The organism is Curvibacter sp. PAE-UM, from assembly GCF_001432305.1.
Taxonomy (GTDB): domain Bacteria; phylum Pseudomonadota; class Gammaproteobacteria; order Burkholderiales; family Burkholderiaceae_C; genus Hylemonella.
Map to the genome: position 1 here is coordinate 2,301,150 of NZ_KQ483358.1, position 18,402 is coordinate 2,319,551.

Below are 18,402 nucleotides of genomic sequence, written 5' to 3' on the forward strand. Positions count from 1 at the left end.
CCATGAGCGAGAACAGCCAAGAAGCCGACCACAGCCTGCCCGTCAACCCCGCGCCTTACGTGCCGCCGCCCCCGGTGGGGCCCCGGCGCGAGATCGTGCCCCTGGGTTTTGGCGATCCGTTCCGCTGGCTGGTGCGTGGTTGGCACGACGTGACGGCCGAGATGGGCATCGCGTTGTTCTACGGCATGTGCTTCTGGGCCATGGCGCTGACGCTGGGCGCGGTGTTCCGCTACAAGCCCGAGTACGCCATGTCCATCGTCTCGGGTTGTCTGCTGGTCGGCCCTTTCCTGGCCCTGGGCCTGTACGAGGTGAGCCGCCGGCGCGAACAGGGCCTCACGCCCGACCTGGGCGCCTCGCTCACCTGCTGGGACCAGCGCATCGGCAGCATGGGCATGCTGGTGCTGGTGCTGGTCGTGCTGGAGCTGCTCTGGGGTCGGGCCTCGCTGGTGGTGTTCGCAGTGTTCTTCAACACCGGCATGCCGTCCACGGCTGGCGTGCTGCAGGCCATCTTCAACCCCGAGAACTGGGAGTTCGTGGCGGTCTACCTGGTGGTGGGCGGTGTTTTTGCCGGCCTGGTCTTCGCTACCTCGGTCGTCTCCATCCCCATGATCCTGGACCGCGACACCGACGCCATCTCCGCCTCGCTCACCAGCCTGCAGGTCTTTTTCACCCACCTGCCGGTGCTGCTGCTGTGGGGCGCGCTGATCACCGCGCTGGTCGCCGTCGCCCTGATTCCCTGGGGCCTGGGCCTGCTGCTGATCGGCCCCTGGCTGGGGCATGCGACCTGGCATGCCTACCGCGGCTCGGTGCGCTGGATTGATTGAGTCGTTAATATGAAGGCATGCCCGCCGCCTTCCTCGAATGCCACCACCTCGTCAAACGCTACGGCGAGGCCACGGTCGTCAATGACCTGAGTTTTGCCATCCGCCCCGGCGAGTGCCTGGGCGTGATCGGCCCCAACGGCGCCGGCAAGACCACCACCCTGCGCATGTGCCTGGGCCTGAGCACGCCCGACAGCGGCCAGGTCGAGGCCTTCGGCCTGCGCATGCCGGCCGACGCACACGCCATCAAGGCCCAGCTGGGCGTGGTGACCCAGTTCGACTCGCTCGACCCCGATTTCACCTGCGCCGAGAACCTGATGGTCTTCGGCCGTTACTTCGGCATGAAGACCGCAGACATCCGTGCCCGCATTCCCGGCCTGCTGGAGTTCGCCGCGCTCTCGCACAAGGCCGACGCCAAGCCCGGCCAGCTCTCGGGGGGCATGCGCCGCCGGCTCAGCCTGGCGCGCGCCCTGGTCAACGACCCGCGCCTGCTGCTGCTGGACGAACCCACCACCGGCCTGGACCCGCAGGCGCGTCACCTGATGTGGGAGCGGCTGCAGCAGCTCATGCAGCAGGGCAAGTCCATCCTGCTGACCACCCACTTCATGGACGAGGCCGAGCGCCTGTGCGATCGCCTGCTGGTCATCGACCACGGCCGCAAGATTGCCGAGGGCACGCCGCGTGATCTCATCGCCCAGCACCTGGAGCCCGACGTGGTCGAGGTCTATGGGGGCGACACCGCCGCGCTGAGCAGCGGCGCGCTGCGGGCCATGGCCAGCCGGGTCGAGGTCAGTGGTGAAACGGTCTTTTTCTACACGCAGGACGCCGCGCCCCTGATGCAGGCGCTGGCGCACGACCACAGCGTGCGCAGCCTGCACCGCCCCGCCAACCTGGAAGATCTCTTCCTGAAAATGACCGGCCGCCAGATCCGGGAGGAGGGGTGATGAACAACATGATGAGGTGGTGGCCCGTTTTCCTGCGCAACCTGCTGGTCTGGCGCAAGCTGGCCATTCCCAGCCTGGTGGGCAATATCGCCGAGCCGCTGATGTGGCTGGTGGCCTTCGGTTACGGCCTGGGGGCGCTGGTGGGCAGCGTGCCGCTCGATGGGAACCAGGTGCCCTACATCCTCTTCCTGGCCAGCGGCTCGATCTGCATGAGCGCCATGAACGCGGCCACCTTCGAGGCCCTGTACTCGGCCTTCTCGCGCATGCACGTGCAAAAGACCTGGGACAGCATCATGAATGCGCCCGTGGCCCTGCGCGACGTGCTGCTGGCCGAGATGCTGTGGGCCGCCTTCAAGTCCTCCTTCACCGTCACCGCCATCCTGGGCGTGATGGTGGCGCTGGACATCAGCCGCAGCCCCATGCTGCTGCTGGCCTGGCCCATCCTGTTGCTGGCCGGCATCACCTTCAGCTGCCTGGCCCTGATCTTCAACGCCCTGGCCAAGGGTTACGACTTCTTCACCTACTACTTCACGCTGTTTCTCACGCCCATGATGTTCCTCAGCGGCGTGTTCTTCCCGCGCGACAACCTGCCGGTGGTGCTGCAGCATGTCTCGGCCTGGCTGCCGCTGACGCAGGCGGTGGAACTGGTGCGTCCGCTCTTCATGGGCCGCTGGCCCGCTGATGCGCTGCTGCACCTGGGCGTGCTGGCGCTTTATGCGCTGGTGGCCTGGTCCATCGCCCTGGCGCTCACGAAACGCCGTTTCCGCGGCTAGACCGGGATCACCCATGGCCTGGATCATCACCAAATACCTGCTGACGGCCGCGCTGGTGGTGCTGGTCTCGGAGCTGGCCAAGCGCAGCGACCGCCTGGGCGGCCTGCTGGCGGCCCTGCCGCTGGTGACCGTGCTCACCCTGATCTGGCTTTACGTGGAAAAGCAGCCGCCGGACAAGATCGCCAACCACGCCTGGTACACCTTCTGGTACGTGCTGCCCACGCTGCCCATGTTCCTGGCCTTTCCGCTGCTGTTGCCGCGCCTGGGTTTCTGGCCCAGCCTGCTGGCCTGCGCCCTCATCACCGTGGCCTGTTTCGGCCTGCTGGCCTTGCTCTTGCGCCACTTCGGCATTGAGTTGCTCTAGGGCCTGTTCCCACTAATTTCTCAATTGCGAACGTGGTTAAAACCGCGCCAATCTAGGCGCGCGACGACGCCCAGGCTAATCGCCTGGGCTAGGAGTGCAACAACGAGTGGCGCGGTTTTAACCACGTTCCCTCCGGGTTGCGGCCAAAAAAGCCATGCGGGGTGTTGCGCGGACTGGCCGGGGGGTGACCCCGGCGGCGTCCACGCGCCTACCGCATGGCTTTTTTGATCCACAACGCATTTTGAGAAATTAGTGGGAACAGGCCCTAGCCTCCCGCGCCCGGTGATGAATAATTTCCACAGGGCGTGGAACAAAACGCCCTGAACTGCTAGAGTGGCCTTCATTCACCGAACGCAGAAAGCACACCTTGGTAACACCCAATTACGGATACGAAAAACGCCAGAAAGAGCTGGCCAAGAAGCGCAAGAAGGAAGACAAGCTCAAGGAAAAAGCCCAGCGCAAGCTCGGCGGTCCGGTGGGCGAAGAGGGCGCGCCTGAAGAGGGTGGCGACACACCAGAAGCCGACGCCTCTGCAACCGGGGACACCCCCCAGCCATGAAGTGGCTGTCGGTCATGGCAGGGCTGCTGGTCCTGCTTTGCGGCTGTGCGGCCCCGGACAAGTCATCTGTCGCCGGGCAGCCCAGTGAGACGGTGGCGAGCACCACGGCGGACGTGACCGGCAAGGTGGGCAGCATGGCCAAAGACTCCGGCTCCAGCCTGGTGCAGAAAGCCAGCCAGCCGCTGAACGACCTCAACCTGCTGGAGAACCGCATTCCCGCCGTGCTGACGGCCGCCGCGCAAAAGGGCCCTTATGCCGCGCCTGCCGATGCCTCCTGTGCGGCCTTGCGGACCGAGCTGGATGAACTGGACGCCGCCCTGGGGCCCGACATCGATGCCCCCGCGGTTCCCGGGAGCGATCCGAGCCTGGTGGTGAAGGCGGTGGGTTATGTGGGCCAGAAGGCCGTGGACTCGGTGTCGACCACGGTGAACACGGTGGTCGATGGCGTGCTGCCCTTGCGCAGCTGGGTGCGCAAGCTCAGCGGGGCCGAACGTTATTCCGACGAGGTGGCGGCCGCGGTTTCTGCCGGCCGGATCCGGCGGCCCTTCCTCAAGGGCTGGGCCCGGGGCGCTGCTTGTGCGTCACCGTCTGTCCAGAGCGTCGGGAAAACGACGCCCTGAATCCGTGACGGCTGCCTGAGCCGCTCGCCGAGTCTCAGGCCCCGTCGGCGACCAGTTCCTGCGCCAGCGCCTGCATGGCCGCCACCGAGCGGTCCTTGGGCTGGATGTCCTGCGCGCTGCCGAACTGCTTGAAGTTGCGCGCCATGGACTGCCGGTAGACCGGGTCGTAGTGCGTGAGCAGCAGGTCGCGCACCACCTCTTCGATGTGGCCGCTGCGCACCGCCTGCTTCCAGCCGTCCACCACCTGCTTGCCCTTGAGTTCGGTCAGCGCGTCCAGGCGCTCGCAGAAGGCCTCGCCGTCCTGGACGAAGAAGTCGTAGTCCTCCAGCAGCAGGGCCACGCGTTCCTCGTCGGGCAGCAGCAGGTTCAGGCAGGGGCCGGCGCGCATGGCCTCGATCAGCGCGGCCGGCACGGCCACGTTGCCCACCTTTTTGCTTTCGCTCTCCACGTAGACGGGGCGCTTGGGGTCGAAGCGGCGCAGCGCGTCCCAGATGCGGGTGTCGAATTCCTTTTGTGTGGGCTGGGCCACGCCGGGTATGGCACCCAGCACCGAACTGCGGTGGTTGGCCAGCGCCTCCAGGTCCAGCACCTGGGCGCCGGCGGCCTGCAGGGCCTGCAGCAGCCGCGTCTTGCCCGAGCCCGTGGTGCCGCAGACCACGCGCCAGTCGAACATGGGGGCCAGGCGCGGGATGTCCAGCAGCAGGGCTGCGCGGAAAGCCTTGTAACCACCTTCGATGATGGTCACACGAAAACCGATCTCGCTGAGGATCAGGCTCAGCGAGCCGCTGCGCTTACCGCCGCGCCAGCAATAGGTGAGCGGTTTCCAGTCCTTGGGTTTGTCGATCACTTCTCGTTCGATGTGCGCCGCGATATTGCGCGCGGCCAGGGCCCCTCCGCGTTTCTTGGCTTCGAAGGCATTGACCTGCTTGTAGAGCGTGCCGATGTCGTGGCGCTGCTGGTTGTCCAGCGTGGGCCAGTTCACGGCACCGGGCAGGTGGTCTTCGGCGTATTCGTTTTCGCTGCGCGCGTCGATGACGGTGTCGAAGGTGTCGAGCTGGCGCAGGGCGTCTTCGGCGCTGATCGTGAACAAGGGCATCAGAGAATCTTTTTCAACTCAGGCCAGACGTTGTCCAGCATCAGGGGCTGGGCTTCGCTGGTGGGGTGGATGCGGTCGCTCTGGAACAGGCGCTGGGCGTCGGGGATGTCGGCCACGCCTTTGAGGAAAAAGGGCAGCAGGGCCACCTTTTCGCTGCGCGCTACCTGCTGGAAGAGCCCGGCAAAACGGCGCCCGTAGTCGGCGCCGTAATTGGGCGGCATCTGCATGCCCAGCAGCAGCACGCGGGCGCCGGCTTTTTTCGACTGCTGGGTCATCCATTCGAGGTTGGCGCGCGTGGCGTCCAGCGCCAAGCCGCGCAGCGCGTCGTTGCCGCCGAGTTCGATGATCACGTGCGTGGGCTGGTGCTGGGCCAGCAGGGCGGCCAGGCGCGAACGCCCGCCGAAGGTGGTTTCGCCGCTGATGCTGGCGTTGACCACGCGCACCGCCTGCTTCTCCGCGGCCAGGCGCTGCTCCAGCAGGGCTACCCAGCCGCTGCCGCGTGGCAGGCCGTATTCGGCACTCAGCGAATCCCCGAGCACCAGTACCGTGCGGGGTGTGGCCGCCTGGGATAACCCCAGGAAACCGCCCAGCAGGGCGAGCGCGATACAGTAGCGACGCAAGAAAGAAAACTTCATGTCCGAACCCATCATTTCCGTGGAACACGTGCTCAAGTCGGTCACCGACTCAACCGGCACGCTCGATATTTTGCGCGATATCCATTTCAGCGTCCCGCCGCGCCAGACCCTGGCCATCGTCGGCGCCTCGGGTTCGGGCAAGAGCACGCTGCTGTCCATCATGGCTGGGCTGGACACACCCTCAAGCGGCACCGTGCGCCTGGACGGGCAGGACATGTTCGCCCTGAACGAAGACGAGCGTGCCGCGCTGCGCGCGCAGAAGCTGGGTTTTGTGTTCCAGAGCTTCCAGCTGCTGGGCCACCTGACCGCGCTGGAAAACGTGATGCTCCCGCTGGAACTGGCCGGCCGCAAGGACGCCCGCAAGGCCGCCACCGAGATGCTGGATCGCGTGGGGCTGGGCCAGCGCCTGGGCCACTACCCCAAGGTTTTGAGCGGCGGCGAGCAGCAGCGCGTGGCTCTTGCGCGGGCCTTTGTCGTGCAGCCCGCCGTGCTGCTGGCGGATGAACCTACCGGTAGCCTGGATTACGCGACGGGGGAGACCGTGATGGAACTGATGTTTGCGCTGAACCGCGAGCAGGGCACGACCCTGGTGCTGGTGACGCATGACACGGGGATTGCGCAGCGATGTGAGCGACGGATCACGATTGAGGCGGGGAAGGCGAGTGGGTGACGTTGGCCGGTATGCCTGATCAAGAGAGGCCTGGTTGCCTGGTTTTTATGCTTTAGGCGGCAGCCCCAGTGGGGTGATTGAGACAGAGCGGGGATCTTAATATCCGTCTTATGCGTTCATAACTCTAGATGGAGCGGTTGCGATGACCGAACAACAAGTTCAATGGGCTGAGTGGGCGCAGATCACCAGTGTTCCGTTGCGCCAGGAAAACGAGGTTGGTGAAGTCATCGCCGCCGCCAGCGGCTGTCTCATCCAGTACAGGAACCGTCGTTTTTTGTTGACGGCCGCTCATGCCGTGCCTGGGGCACACTGGGCAATCTTGCTTGGATTCAATGCTGCGGCTAACCTCTTCGAGGTATACAGACTGCGTGGGTTTAACGCAGTAGCGGTAACAAAGCGACAGTGGGTTGAATTACGAGATATAGATTTTTGTTTTGAAGAGGTAGGACCTGATGTCGATCCTGTTTTTGAGCACAGGACTCCCATGGGAGTGTTCTCAGAAAAACGTCTACGGCATGTGTTTACGACCGATTTGACGACGTCACCACGCGCTGGACAGATGTATGCTTTCTCCGGGGAGATTAAGGCCGAACGCCATGGGCCGGATTGGGTTTCAACGTCTGTGACATATCCGGGGTTGCGTTATACGAACTCCAATGGCGAGTTCCATACCTTCCAGATTCCCGTGCCACATCCTGGCCACGAATCGTTCAAAGGGTGCAGCGGTGCACCAATCGTCGGTGAAGACCGGGATGCTGTTGCCCTTGTGCTCACAGGCGATGAGAAAGAAAACACTATCACGGGCATCTCGCTGTCTTTTGTGAAGCCCACACTTGACCTGTACTGCGCTTCGGTCCCGTCTCCATACCCTGCTAGTTAACTTTTCCGAGTGTGTGTTTGGTACCTCTCTCGTTGTAGGTACGCGACCCGATATCAAAAGCACCAAATGAAAATTCAAAGCACCCCGTTCCGTCTGACGGGGTAGGGGTCGGGGGAGCAAGTGGAGAGACGCTCTTCGGCGGCGAGTAGGAGCAGGGATAATCCCCCCATGTCCTCCCCCAAAGTCCTGTTCGGCTTCCACGCCGTGGGCGTGCGCCTGAAGACGGCGCCGCAATCCATCATCGAGATCTATTTCGAGCCGACCCGGCGCGACGCGCGCATGCGCCAGTTCCTGGAAAAGGCCAAGGAAGCCAATGTGCGCCTGATCGAGGCCGACGGCCTGCGCCTGGCCAAGCTGGCGGGCAGCCATGGCCACCAGGGTGTGGCTGCGCGGGTGGAGCCCCTGGCCCAGATCAATTCCCTGGACGACCTGCTGGACGCGCTGACCGAGCCGCCCCTGCTGCTGGTGCTCGACGGCGTGACCGACCCGCACAATCTGGGCGCCTGCCTGCGCGTGGCCGACGGGGCCGGGGCGCATGCGGTGATCGCGCCCAAGGACCATGCGGTGGGCGTCAACGCCACCGTGGCCAAGGTGGCCAGCGGCGCGGCCGAGACCGTGCCCTATTTCATGGTGACCAACCTGGCGCGCACCCTGGGCGAGCTGAAGGAACGCAATATCTGGTGCATCGGCACCAGCGACGATGCGCCCAAGACCATCTACCAGGTGGACCTCAAGGGCCCCACGGCCCTGGTGCTGGGTGCCGAAGGCGAGGGCATGCGGCAACTGACGCGCAAGACCTGCGACGAACTGGTGGGCATACCGATGAAGGGCGCGGTGGAAAGCCTGAACGTCTCGGTGGCCAGCGGGGTGTGCCTGTACGAAGCCTTGCGGCAACGCGGCTGATCGCCTACGCACTCACCAAACAAAACGGCCCTCTGAGGGCCGTTGTTGTTGATGGGGGCCGGTTCAGGCCGTGACGTCGAGGACCGTGCCGCTGAGCTGGCTCAGGGTGTTGATGCGTTTGCGTGTGCCGCCGTTGTTGTTGTCACTGCGCGGGGGCTGGTTTTCCAGGCCGCGCACCTTGTCGTCGGCGCTGGCCGATTCCTGGCGCGCCACGGCCGCCTGCTGCTCCAGCTGGCTCACCCGGTTGGCGGCCTGCGCGGCCTCGCGCCGGGCCATCTGCAGCTGGGCCTGGTACTGGCTCAGCTGGGCCCGCGCACCGGGCGTGCTGCCGTTGATGGACTGCATGGCCATGACCACGATGGTCTCCTCAGGCCTTTTCGTTGACGAGGCGGCCGGTGGTCTGGCCCTGGGTGTTGACCACGGGCGCCTTGGGTTTGTTGCTATCTTCCTGGCGCTGGGCGCGTTGCTGGATCTGCTCCTGCTCGGCACGGTATTCCGCGGCGCGGTTGCGCTCCGGGGCACGCGGCTTGGGCGGGGCGGAAACGCTGCTGGTGGAGGAGGTGACTTCGGCCATGGGGAACTCCGGGGGAACAAGTGCCTAAATCTTAGTCACATGCCGGCCCCTGTCAACCGCCTTCCGCCCGGCGGTCCTGTCATGGGCACATGGCATGATGGCCGCGACCTGATCACTGTCTTTGCCCCGCCATGCCCCAGGAAAAAACCGACCGCCGCCAGCTCTTGCGCCTGGCGGCCGCCACCGCCAGCACGCTCTGGCTGCCGCGCAGCGCCTGGAGCCTGGCCCGTCTGCAGCAGGACCCGTTTGCCCTGGGCGTGGCCAGTGGTGCGCCGACGTCTGACGGCGTGGTGCTGTGGACGCGCCTGCACTTCGACCTGCCGCAACGCGCCGAGTTCACGCTGCGCTGGGAAGTGGCGCACGACGAGGGGTTCACGCGCATCGCGCGCAGCGGCCAGGTGCAGGCTGTGCCGGCGCTGGGCCATGCCGTGCACGCCGAGGTGGCGGGCCTGGAGCCCGACCGCTGGTATTTCTACCGTTTCATGCTGGGCGATGCTGTCAGCCCGGTGGGGCGCACGCGCACCTTTCCGCGGCCGGACGCCTCGCCTGCGCGCCTGCGCCTGGGTTATGCCTCCTGCCAGCGCTGGGAGCACGGTTATTACGCGGCCTGGCGCCATATGCGCGCCGAGCAGCTGGACGCGGTGATGTTCCTGGGCGACTACATCTACGAATACCCGGGGGCCCAGCAGGCGGTGCGCGCCGTGACGGGCGGCTGGGTGCGCACGCTGGACGAGTACCGCGCCCGTTATGCCCTGCACCGCAGCGACGCCGACCTGCAGGCCATGCACGCGGCCTGCCCCTGGCTGCCGACCTGGGACGACCACGAGGTGCAGAACGACTACGCGGCCCTGCACGAGGGCACGGGCACGCCGCTGCTGGGCACGGTGGACGACTTCGCCGCGCGCCGCGCGGCTGCCTACCAGGCCTGGTACGAGCACATGCCGGTGCGCGCCTCTATGCTGACGCAGGGGCTCGCCGGCCTGGCACGCGGCGCCGAGACGCGCATCTACCAGCAAGTGCCTTTCGGGCGCCTGGCCTCGTTGCACCTGCTCGACGGCCGCCAGTACCGCGACCGCCAGCCCTGCCTGAAAGATGGCCAGCCCGGCGGCCGCCTGGTGGACCCGGCCAAATGCCAGGGGTGGGCCGATCCGCAGCGCAGCTATCTGGGCGCCGCGCAGGAGCAGTGGCTGGACGGCGCGCTGGCCAGGTCCGCCGGCCGCTGGAACGTGATCGGGCAGCAGACCCTGTTCGGCCCGCGCGATGCTTTGCCCGGCCCGGGCCAGCGCCTGTGGAACGACGGCTGGGACGGTTACGCCGGCAACCGCAGGCGTGTGACCGATGCACTGCAGCGTCACGCCGTGAGCAACCCGGTGCTGTTGGGCGGCGACGTGCACGAGAACTGGGTGGGCCACGTCAAGGCCGATTACGCCGACACCAGCAGCCCGACGGTGGGCGTGGAGTTCTGCGGCACCAGCATTTCGTCGCGCGCCAGTGCCAGCGCGGTGGAGAAGACACCCGAGCGCCTGGCCGAGAACCCGCATTTCGTGTTCGGCGACGCGCAGTACCGCGGCTACGGCGTGGCCGAGTTCACGCCCGGGCGCCTCACGACCACGCTGCGCGCGGTGCAGGACGCCACCAGGGCCGACTCGGACGCCTTCACGCTGGCCCGTTTCGAGGTGGTTGCCGGCCGGCCCCGCATCGAGCGGCAATAATCGCGCGGTCCGGGCCCTTGGCGCCCGGCTGCTTGCTACTCCAGAGTTGTTGATGAAGAAATATCTGTTCCTGCTGCTGGCCCTGTGGGCCACCACCCTGGTCCGGGCGCAGGAAGCGCCCCCGCCCGTTCCCGCCACTCCTGCTGTCGATGCCGCACCGGTGGCCCCGCAAGAGGTGGTGCCCGTCCAGAACTCGGTCGTCGCGCCGGTGGTCGTGCCCGACGCGGCGCCAACGGCGGCTGCCGAGGCCGGGCCGCGCGTGGCTCCGGTTGTTGCACCGGTGCTGGTGCCGGCGGTGGCGGCCCCCGTGCCGCTGGCGCCGCCCGAGCCACTGGTGGCGAACGGCCGGTGGGACGGTGACTTCAATGCGGGTTTCTCGCTGTCGGCGGGCAACACCGACAGCCAGAGCTTCAACCTGGGGCTCGACACCAGCTACCAGCGGCCGGACGACAAGCTCTCGCTGTCGGCCCAGTACCTGGAAAGCCGCACGCGCAGCGTGAGCAATGGCGTGGTGACGACCGGCCTCTCGGCCCTGCAGTGGCGCCTGGGCGGCCGTTACGACCGCGACATCACGCCGCGGGAGTTCGGTTTCGTGGGGATGGAGTTCAGCCATGACCGCATCCGGCAGCTGGACCTGCGCACCGTGCTCAGCAGCGGCCTGGGCCATCACCTGGTCAAGGCCCGCGACGACCAGTGGGACGTCTACGGCGGTCTGACCTATCGCGAGGATCTGTACGGTGGCAGCGGCGTGCTGATCAACGATGTGCTGCAGACCCGCATGGAGACGACCGAAATCCTGCTGGGCCAGGAATCGAGCCACCAGCTGGGGGGCACCGCGGCGCGTTTCAGGCAGAAGTTCGTGCTCTACCCGAGCCTGTTCACCGACAAGGGCACACGCGCCACGCTGGACGCCGGCCTGTCGCTCGACATCCACAAGAGCCTGAGCCTGAGCGTGAAGCTGCAGGGGCGCTACGACAGCCTGGCCCAGGCGCCGGCCGAGAAGTACGACCTGCTGTTCATCACCGGCCTGAGCGTGAAGTTTGGCAGTTAGTTTTCAGAAATTTTGCGCGAGCCACAAGCGCAGGCGCATGCCGACGCTGGTGGTGTAACCCACCGCCGCGTGGCGGATGTTGCCCTGGGGGTCGAGCACGATGAAGGCCGGCACGGCCTGCAGGCCGTAGCGTGCCGACAGGCTGCCGTCGGCATCGACGGCGGTCAGCCAGGGCAGCTGGCGCTGCGCCAGCACGCGGGCCACCTGCGCGGCCTCGCCCGAGCGCATGGCGATGGTGAGCACGGGCCAGTCCTGCTGCAGGCTGGTGATGCTGCTTTCTTCCATGCGGCAGATCGGGCACCACTCGGCCCAGACGTGCAGGGCCACGGCGCGGCCGGGGTAGCGGGCCCGCCATTGTTCCAGCGTGATCTGCGTGCCGGCCGGCGCACCGGCCAGAGGGGCGCTGAAGGCCGGCGCCGGCCCGGTGGGGACGTGGCGGGCCTGCCAGGCGCTGACGCCCACCACGACGGCCACGATGACCAGCAACGAGACGGCATGCGAGCGCCAGTCCCTGAGCCAGTTCCAGAACCAGGTCTTGAGGCCGGCCCCCAGGCGTTGCCAGACCGTCGTCACGTCAGGACTTCCAGCAGACGGTCCAGCCCGCCGCTGTTGATGGCCACCATGGCCTGCTCACGCACTTTGGGTTTGGCGTGGTAGGCCACGGACAGGCCGGCCTCGCCCATCATGGGCAGGTCGTTGGCGCCGTCGCCCATGGCGATGGCCTGCTGCGTGGTTATGCCCAGTTGCGCGCAGGTCTGCTGCAGCATGCGGCGTTTTTCCGCGCCGTCGCAGATGTCGCCCCAGGGCTGGTCGACCAGGCGGCCGGTGAGCACGCCGTCCACGATCTCCAGCACGTTGGAGCGGGTGTAGTCGATGTCCAGCAACTGCTGCACATGGTCGGCAAAAAAGGTGAAACCACCGCTGACCAGCAGTACCTTCAAACCCGCGCGCTTGCAGGCGGAGATCAGTTCGGCCGCGCCCGGGTTCAAGCGCAGGCGTTCGCGCTTGACGGCCTCCAGGTCGGCCGTGGTCACGCCCTTGAGCAGGGCCACGCGGCGGCGCAGGCTGTCCTTGAAGTCGGTGATCTCGCCGCGCATGGCGGCTTCGGTGATGGCGGCCACCTCGGCCTTGCGGCCCACGGCGTCGGCGATCTCGTCCACGCACTCGATGTTGATCAGCGTGGAGTCCATGTCGAAGGCGATCAGCTTGAAGTCGCGCAGGCGCAGCGGCGGGGTGAAACCTTGCAGCACGAGGCCGGGGGCGTGTTCGGTAGAGGGAGCAGTCATGGGTCGGTTCAGGATTTCAGGTAAAGCGTGTCGGACCAGGTCGCCAGCCACTGCGGGCGGTAGGCGACAAAAATAGCGGCCATCATGCCGGTGACAAAGGCGTCGCCCCAGGCCATGAGCCAGAGGGCCACCCAGGCCAGTTCGTCACCGATATTGGGCAGGCTGTGGCCGGCGGCCTGGGCCAGCAGGCTGGCGGCGAAGAGGCACAAGACGGTGCCGAAGAAACCGCGGCCCAGCACGTAGACAAAAGGGTGGTGCGGCACAAAACGGCGCAGCAGGCCGCCCAGGCCCAGCGCCAGCGTGGCCGGCACCAGCCCTTGCCACAGCAGCAGGGCCAGGGCCTGCTCGCCCGTGGCCGGGGTGATGAGCCAGGTGATGGCGCCCACCCCGGTGAGCACGGGGACCGCGAGCGGCCAGCCCAGGCTCAGCGTGACCAGGCAGGCGCCCGACCACTGCAGCTGCAGCGGCATGGCGTGCCAGAAGGGCAGGGCCCAGAGCAGCGGCAGCAGGGCCAGGGTGGCCAGCAGCGGCGTCTGCAGGCCGTTGCGGGCCAGCAGGCGCCAGGGCCGCAGCCACAGGGCCGGCAAGAGGATGAGCAGCGCGAGCAGGGGTTCGAGCAGCGTGGCCATGTTCGTGCCTCAGGCCGCGGCGTCTGCCGTGCGCGGGGTGCCGAGCGCGCGCAGCACGTCGCGCACCAGATGGGCGCGGGCCTTGGGGTCGGGCAGCTCGCGCTCGATGCGCAGCTTCTCGTTGCCGGCCAGCTTGATGTGGCGGTTCTTCTGCACCAGCTCGATCACCTTGGCCGGGTCCACCGGCGCGTCCTTGCGGAAGGTGATGTTGATCAGGTGCGGCGCCGCGTCCACCTTGACCACGCCATAGGGCTGGCTGATGACACGCAGGCGGTGCACGTCGATCAGCGTTTGCGCCTGGGGCGGCAGCTTGCCGAAGCGGTCGACGATCTCTTCCATGAGCGCGTCGATCTGCTCGGTCTTTTTTGCGGTGGCAAGTTTCTTGTAGAAGGACAGGCGCATGTGCACGTCACCGCAGTAGTCGTCAGGCAGCAGGGCGGGGGCGTGCAGGTTGATGTCGGTGGTGACGCTCATGGGCGAGAGCAGGTCCGGCTCCTTGCCTTCGCGCAGGCAGCGCACGGCCTCGCTGAGCATCTCGTTGTAGAGCTGGAAACCCACCTCCAGCATATTGCCGCTCTGGTTTTCACCGAGCACCTCGCCGGCGCCGCGGATTTCCAGGTCGTGCATGGCCAGGTAGAAGCCCGAGCCCAGCTCTTCCATGGCCTGGATGGCGTCCAGCCGTTGCGAAGCCTGCTTGGTCAGGCTTTCCTTGTCCGGCACCATGAGGTAGGCATAGGCCTGGTGGTGGCTGCGGCCGACCCGGCCGCGCAGCTGGTGCAGCTGGGCCAGGCCGAACTTGTCGGCCCGGCTGATCACGATGGTGTTGGCCGAGGGCACGTCGATGCCGGTCTCGATGATGGTGGAACACAGCAGCAGGTTGGTGCGCTGGGCCACGAAGTCGCGCATCACGGCTTCGAGCTGGCGCTCGGGCATCTGGCCGTGGGCCACATCGATGCGGGCCTCGGGCAGCAGCAGCTCCAGGCTGGCACGGCGGTTCTCGATGGTCTCGACCTCGTTGTGCAGGAAGTAGACCTGGCCGCCGCGTTTCAATTCACGTAGCACGGCTTCGCGGATCACGCCCTTGTCCTCGTTGCGCACAAAGGTCTTGATGGCCAGGCGGCGTTGCGGCGCGGTGGCGATCACGCTCAGATCACGCAGGCCTTCGAGCGCCATGCCCAGGGTGCGCGGGATGGGTGTGGCGGTGAGTGTCAGCACGTCGACCTCGGCGCGCAGGGCCTTGACGGCTTCCTTGTGGCGCACGCCGAAACGGTGTTCCTCGTCGATGATGAGCAGGCCCAGGTTCTTGAACTTGGTGTCCTGGCTCAGCAGCTTGTGCGTGCCGACCACGATGTCCACGCTGCCGTCGGCAATGCCCTTGAGCGCGGCCGTGATCTCCTTGCCGGAGCGGAAGCGGCTCATCTCGGCGATCTTCACCGGCCATTTGGAGAAACGGTCCACCAGGGTCTGGTAGTGCTGCTCGGCCAGCAGGGTGGTGGGCGCGAGGAAGGCCACCTGGCGGCCACCGGTGACGGCGACAAAGGCCGCGCGCAGGGCGACCTCGGTCTTGCCGAAACCCACGTCGCCGCAGACCAGGCGGTCCATGGGGCGCGGGCTCACCATGTCCTGCACCACGGCGTGGATGGCGGCGCGCTGGTCGGCGGTTTCCTCGAAGCCGAAGTCGTTGGCGAACTGCTCGTAGTCGCGCGGCGAGAAGCGGAAGGCATGGCCTTCACGCGCGGCGCGGCGGGCGTAGATGTTGAGCAACTCGGCGGCGGCATCACGGATCTGCTGGGCGGCGCGGCGCTTGGCCTTGTCCCACTGGCCCGAGCCCAGGCGGTGCAGAGGCGCTTCGTCCGCACTCACGCCGGTGTAGCGGCTGATGAGCTGCAGCTGGCTGACCGGTACGTAGAGCACGGCGTTGTCGGCGTATTCGAGGTGCAGGAACTCCTGCATCTCGGGTGTGCCGTCGTCCTGCAGCTGGCCGCTCACGCTCATGTTCACCAGGCCGCGGTAACGGCCGATGCCGTGGCTGGCATGCACCACGGGGTCGCCGACCTTGAGTTCGGACAGGTCCTTGATCAGCGACTCGACGTCGCTGACCTGTTCCTGTTTCTTGCGCCGGCGTGTGCTGGGACCGGCGGCAAAGAGCTCGGTCTCGGTGACGAAGTCCAGGCCCTCTTCGGTCCAGGCAAACCCCACGTTGAGCGCGGCGGTGGCGATGCCCAGCTTTTCGTCGCTGGCCTGGAACTCTTCCAGCGAGTCGAAGGCCGGCGGGATGACGCTGCTGGCACGCAGGAAATCGAGCAGGCTTTCGCGCCGGCCATCGCTTTCGGCCAGCAGCAGCACACGGTGCTGGGTGTTGCGGACGTGGTCTTTCAGTTTGGCCAGCGGGTCTTCGGCGCCGCGCACCACGGTGAGTTCGGGCAGGGGATCGAATTCGGCCACGCCCTCGGAATTGCCGGGGCGTATGGCCAGCTGCGCGTGGCCGTTGGCCAGGCCGAAGAACTGCTCGATGCCCAGGAAGAGCGACTCGGGTGGCAGCGGCGGCCGATCGGGTTCGCCCTGGGCCAGGCGATAGCGTTCTTTCGTGTCCTGCCAGAAGCGCTGCAGTGCGGGCTCCAGCTCGCCGTGCAGCACCACGGTGGCGGCCTGGTCGGTGCCGGCGCCGAGGTAGTCGAACACGGTGGCGGTTTCTTCAAAGAACAGGGGCAGGTAGTACTCGATGCCGGCGGTGGCCACGCCGTTGCCGATGTCCTTGTAGATGCGGCTCTTGGTCGGGTCGCCTTCAAGCAACTCACGCCAGCGGCGGCGGAACAGCGCGCGCGAATCGTCGTCCATGGGGAATTCGCGCCCGGGCAGCAGGCGCACCTCGGGCACGGGGTAGAGGCTGCGCTGGCTGTCGGGGTCGAAGGTGCGGATGGAGTCGACCTCGTTGTCGAACAGGTCCACGCGGAAGGGCACTTGCGAGCCCATGGGGAAGAGGTCGATCAGGCCGCCGCGCACCGCGTACTCGCCCGGGCTCACGACCTGGGTCACGTGGTTGTAGCCGGCCAGGGTGAGCTGGCTGCGGAACTGGGCCTCGTCCAGTTTCTGGTTGGCCTTGAAGGAGAAGGTGTGCGCGGCCAGGAAACCCGGTGGCGCCAGGCGGTACAGCGCCGTGGTGGCCGGGATCAGCACGATGTCGGTCGTGTCCTCGGGCGAGCCTTTGCCGTGGTTGTACAGGCGCCAGAGCGTGGCCAGGCGTTCGCTGATCAGGTCCTGGTGCGGCGAGAAGGTGTCGTAGGGCAGGGTTTCCCAGTCGGGAAACATGGCGCAGCGCAGCTCCGGCTTGAAGAAGGCGATCTCATCGATCAGGCGCTGGGCGTCGGTGGCATCGGCGCAGACGATGGCCAGCAGCCGGCCGGCGGCCTGCTCGCGCTCGGCCAGGCGGGCCAGCAGCAAGGCGTCGGACGAGCCCGTGGGGCGGGGCAGGGTGTAGCGCTTGCCGGCTTGGAGTTTGGGGAGATCCATGAATCAGGTATGCAAAACACAAAAACCCCCCGCGCGGATGGCGGGGGGTGTGCAGCCCTCATTCTAGTGGAGCAGGCCCTAGAATGACGGCTCCCCCATGAGCGCCCATCCCCATCCTTCGACCGCCCGTTACTGGGCCCTGATCCCCTGCGCCGGCAGCGGTTCACGCGCCGGCGGTGCCGGCCCCAAGCAGTACCAGCCCGTGGCGGGCCAGCCCATGGTGCGGCATACCCTGGCGGCCTTTGCCGCTGTATCGCAACTGCAGCGCACCCTGGTGGTGGTGGCCCCGGGCGACCGTTTTCTCGAACCCGTGACCACGGCCAGTTATGCCCTGGCCGATTGCGGTGGCGCGACGCGCGCTGCCACGGTGACGAACGGCCTGGCCGTGCTGCGCAGCCTGGGGGCCGGCGAGCAGGACTGGGTGCTGGTGCACGACGCCGCGCGCTGCCTGGTGACGCCGCAGCAGATCGGCCAGCTGATCGAGGCTTGCGCGCAGGACGAGGTGGGCGGCCTGCTGGCGCTGAAACTGCCCGACACGCTCAAGCAGGAACAGGACGGCCGGGTCAGCGCCACGCTGGCGCGCAGCGACAAGTGGCTGGCGCAGACGCCGCAGATGTTCCGCCTGGGGCTGTTGCAGCGTGCCCTGGCGCAGGCCGGCGTGGAGGTGACCGACGAGTCCTCGGCCATCGAGGCGCTGGGCCTGGCGCCGCGTCTGGTGAGCGGCAGCGCCCAGAATTTCAAGGTGACCTACCCCGAGGACTTTGCGCTGGCCGAGGCCGTGCTGCGGGCCCGGGCGGACGCCACAAGGACAATGCCATGAGCACTCTTTTTTCCATGCGGGTCGGTGAGGGCTGGGACGTGCATGCCCTGGTCGAGGGGCGCAAGCTCATCCTGGGCGGCGTCGAGATTCCCTACGAGAAAGGCCTGCTGGGCCATTCGGATGCCGATGCGCTGCTGCACGCCATCACCGATGCGCTGCTGGGTGCGGCCGGCCTGGGTGATATCGGCCGCCATTTCCCCGACACCGATGCGCGCTTCAAGGGCGCCGATTCATCGGTGCTGCTGGCCGAGGCGGCGGCGCGCGTGCGCGCCCAGGGCTGGCAGATCGGTAACGTGGACAGCACCATCGTGGCCCAGGCGCCCAAGATGGCGCCGCACATCTCGGCCATGCGCGAACGCATCGCGGCCGTGCTGGGCCTGGCGGCCGATCAGGTCAACGTCAAGGCCAAGACGGCCGAAAAGATGGGGCCCGTGGGCGAGGGGCTGAGCATCGAGGCCAGGGCCATCGTGCTGCTGGCGCGCTAAAAACTTGTGAATAAATCTACTGCGCAACCCGATCGCCGCGTTGGGCGGTGCTCGCCATCCTCACGTACCT

At 66.9% G+C, this 18,402-nt stretch carries 21 protein-coding genes; 13 read left to right on the forward strand and 8 right to left on the reverse strand.

The window, feature by feature from the left end:
* Window positions 1-2: 2 nt before the first annotated feature.
* The 6 genes from AO057_RS11150 (at window position 3) to AO057_RS11175 (ending at window position 4,081) form a co-directional block, all read left to right on the forward strand.
* Window positions 3-824, forward strand: a complete 822-nt coding sequence (locus AO057_RS11150; RefSeq protein ID WP_082605522.1) for a DUF2189 domain-containing protein — start codon at window positions 3-5, stop codon at window positions 822-824.
* Window positions 825-841: 17 nt separating this feature from the next.
* Window positions 842-1,765 carry an ATP-binding cassette domain-containing protein gene (locus AO057_RS11155; protein ID WP_057675888.1) on the forward strand — a complete coding sequence of 308 codons (924 nt, stop codon included), beginning with the start codon at window positions 842-844 and terminating at the stop codon, window positions 1,763-1,765.
* Window positions 1,765-2,538 carry an ABC transporter permease gene (locus AO057_RS11160; protein ID WP_057675891.1) on the forward strand — a complete coding sequence of 258 codons (774 nt, stop codon included), beginning with the start codon at window positions 1,765-1,767 and terminating at the stop codon, window positions 2,536-2,538. Before AO057_RS11155 ends, AO057_RS11160 begins: the two co-directional genes overlap by 1 nt.
* 13 nt (window positions 2,539-2,551) lie before the next feature.
* Complete coding sequence (locus AO057_RS11165) at window positions 2,552-2,902, forward strand: DUF3147 family protein (protein ID WP_057675893.1); 351 nt, start codon at window positions 2,552-2,554, stop codon at window positions 2,900-2,902.
* 367 nt (window positions 2,903-3,269) lie between these two features.
* Complete coding sequence (locus AO057_RS11170) at window positions 3,270-3,461, forward strand: hypothetical protein (RefSeq protein WP_057675894.1); 192 nt, start codon at window positions 3,270-3,272, stop codon at window positions 3,459-3,461.
* Entirely contained in the window at window positions 3,458-4,081 is a 624-nt protein-coding gene (locus AO057_RS11175) for a hypothetical protein (protein WP_057675896.1), read from the forward strand. Before AO057_RS11170 ends, AO057_RS11175 begins: the two co-directional genes overlap by 4 nt.
* Window positions 4,082-4,115: 34 nt before the next feature.
* On the opposite strand, the gene mnmH is transcribed toward AO057_RS11175, so the two are convergent.
* Window positions 4,116-5,177, reverse strand: coding sequence for a tRNA 2-selenouridine(34) synthase MnmH (mnmH, locus tag AO057_RS11180; protein ID WP_057675899.1), 1,062 nt, complete (start codon window positions 5,175-5,177; stop codon window positions 4,116-4,118).
* The gene (locus AO057_RS11185) at window positions 5,177-5,812 is read right to left on the reverse strand and encodes an arylesterase (RefSeq protein ID WP_057675901.1); all 636 of its coding nucleotides are present in this window, start codon (window positions 5,810-5,812) and stop codon (window positions 5,177-5,179) included. The genes mnmH and AO057_RS11185 overlap by 1 nt, the downstream gene beginning before the upstream one ends.
* Here AO057_RS11185 and AO057_RS11190 point away from each other — a divergent pair.
* The 3 genes from AO057_RS11190 to rlmB all read left to right on the forward strand — a co-directional run bounded on the left by AO057_RS11190 (window position 5,811) and on the right by rlmB (window position 8,265).
* Complete coding sequence (locus AO057_RS11190) at window positions 5,811-6,482, forward strand: ABC transporter ATP-binding protein (protein ID WP_057675902.1); 672 nt, start codon at window positions 5,811-5,813, stop codon at window positions 6,480-6,482. The two genes, AO057_RS11185 and AO057_RS11190, sit on opposite strands and share 2 nt — an antisense overlap.
* A 142-nt stretch (window positions 6,483-6,624) precedes the next feature.
* Window positions 6,625-7,362, forward strand: a complete 738-nt coding sequence (locus AO057_RS17830) for a hypothetical protein (protein WP_156404541.1) — start codon at window positions 6,625-6,627, stop codon at window positions 7,360-7,362.
* A gap of 168 nt (window positions 7,363-7,530) precedes the next feature.
* Window positions 7,531-8,265, forward strand: a complete 735-nt coding sequence (gene rlmB / locus AO057_RS11195; RefSeq protein ID WP_057675905.1) for a 23S rRNA (guanosine(2251)-2'-O)-methyltransferase RlmB — start codon at window positions 7,531-7,533, stop codon at window positions 8,263-8,265.
* A gap of 63 nt (window positions 8,266-8,328) precedes the next feature.
* Here rlmB and AO057_RS11200 read toward each other — a convergent pair whose 3' ends face one another.
* The gene (locus AO057_RS11200) at window positions 8,329-8,616 is read right to left on the reverse strand and encodes a hypothetical protein (RefSeq protein ID WP_156404542.1); all 288 of its coding nucleotides are present in this window, start codon (window positions 8,614-8,616) and stop codon (window positions 8,329-8,331) included.
* Window positions 8,617-8,632: 16 nt separating this feature from the next.
* Window positions 8,633-8,839, reverse strand: a complete 207-nt coding sequence (locus tag AO057_RS11205; RefSeq protein WP_057675910.1) for a hypothetical protein — start codon at window positions 8,837-8,839, stop codon at window positions 8,633-8,635.
* 131 nt (window positions 8,840-8,970) lie between these two features.
* Between AO057_RS11205 and AO057_RS11210 the strand changes: the two genes are divergently transcribed.
* Both AO057_RS11210 and AO057_RS11215 read left to right on the forward strand, forming a co-directional pair.
* Entirely contained in the window at window positions 8,971-10,551 is a 1,581-nt protein-coding gene (locus AO057_RS11210) for an alkaline phosphatase D family protein (protein WP_057675912.1), read from the forward strand.
* Between the two features lie 52 nt (window positions 10,552-10,603).
* Entirely contained in the window at window positions 10,604-11,602 is a 999-nt protein-coding gene (locus AO057_RS11215) for a DUF481 domain-containing protein (protein ID WP_057675914.1), read from the forward strand.
* Between the two features lie 3 nt (window positions 11,603-11,605).
* On the opposite strand, the gene AO057_RS11220 is transcribed toward AO057_RS11215, so the two are convergent.
* The 4 genes from AO057_RS11220 to mfd are packed head-to-tail and all read right to left on the reverse strand — an operon-like array spanning window position 11,606 to window position 17,027.
* The gene (locus tag AO057_RS11220) at window positions 11,606-12,175 is read right to left on the reverse strand and encodes a redoxin family protein (protein ID WP_240480774.1); all 570 of its coding nucleotides are present in this window, start codon (window positions 12,173-12,175) and stop codon (window positions 11,606-11,608) included.
* A complete protein-coding gene (gene serB, locus AO057_RS11225; RefSeq protein WP_057675917.1) occupies window positions 12,172-12,888 on the reverse strand; it encodes a phosphoserine phosphatase SerB in 717 nt (238 codons plus the stop codon). The genes AO057_RS11220 and serB overlap by 4 nt, the downstream gene beginning before the upstream one ends.
* 8 nt (window positions 12,889-12,896) lie before the next feature.
* Window positions 12,897-13,517 carry a hypothetical protein gene (locus AO057_RS11230; RefSeq protein WP_057675920.1) on the reverse strand — a complete coding sequence of 207 codons (621 nt, stop codon included), beginning with the start codon at window positions 13,515-13,517 and terminating at the stop codon, window positions 12,897-12,899.
* A gap of 9 nt (window positions 13,518-13,526) precedes the next feature.
* The gene (gene mfd / locus AO057_RS11235; RefSeq protein WP_057675921.1) at window positions 13,527-17,027 is read right to left on the reverse strand and encodes a transcription-repair coupling factor; all 3,501 of its coding nucleotides are present in this window, start codon (window positions 17,025-17,027) and stop codon (window positions 13,527-13,529) included.
* A 97-nt stretch (window positions 17,028-17,124) separates the two neighbouring features.
* On the opposite strand from mfd, the gene ispD reads away from it, so the two are divergent.
* A complete protein-coding gene (gene ispD, locus AO057_RS11240; protein ID WP_057675923.1) occupies window positions 17,125-17,847 on the forward strand; it encodes a 2-C-methyl-D-erythritol 4-phosphate cytidylyltransferase in 723 nt (240 codons plus the stop codon).
* Window positions 17,844-18,332 (forward strand): 2-C-methyl-D-erythritol 2,4-cyclodiphosphate synthase, encoded by a 489-nt coding sequence (gene ispF, locus AO057_RS11245; RefSeq protein WP_057675925.1) that lies wholly within the window; start codon window positions 17,844-17,846, stop codon window positions 18,330-18,332. The genes ispD and ispF overlap by 4 nt, the downstream gene beginning before the upstream one ends.
* Window positions 18,333-18,402: the final 70 nt, after the last annotated feature.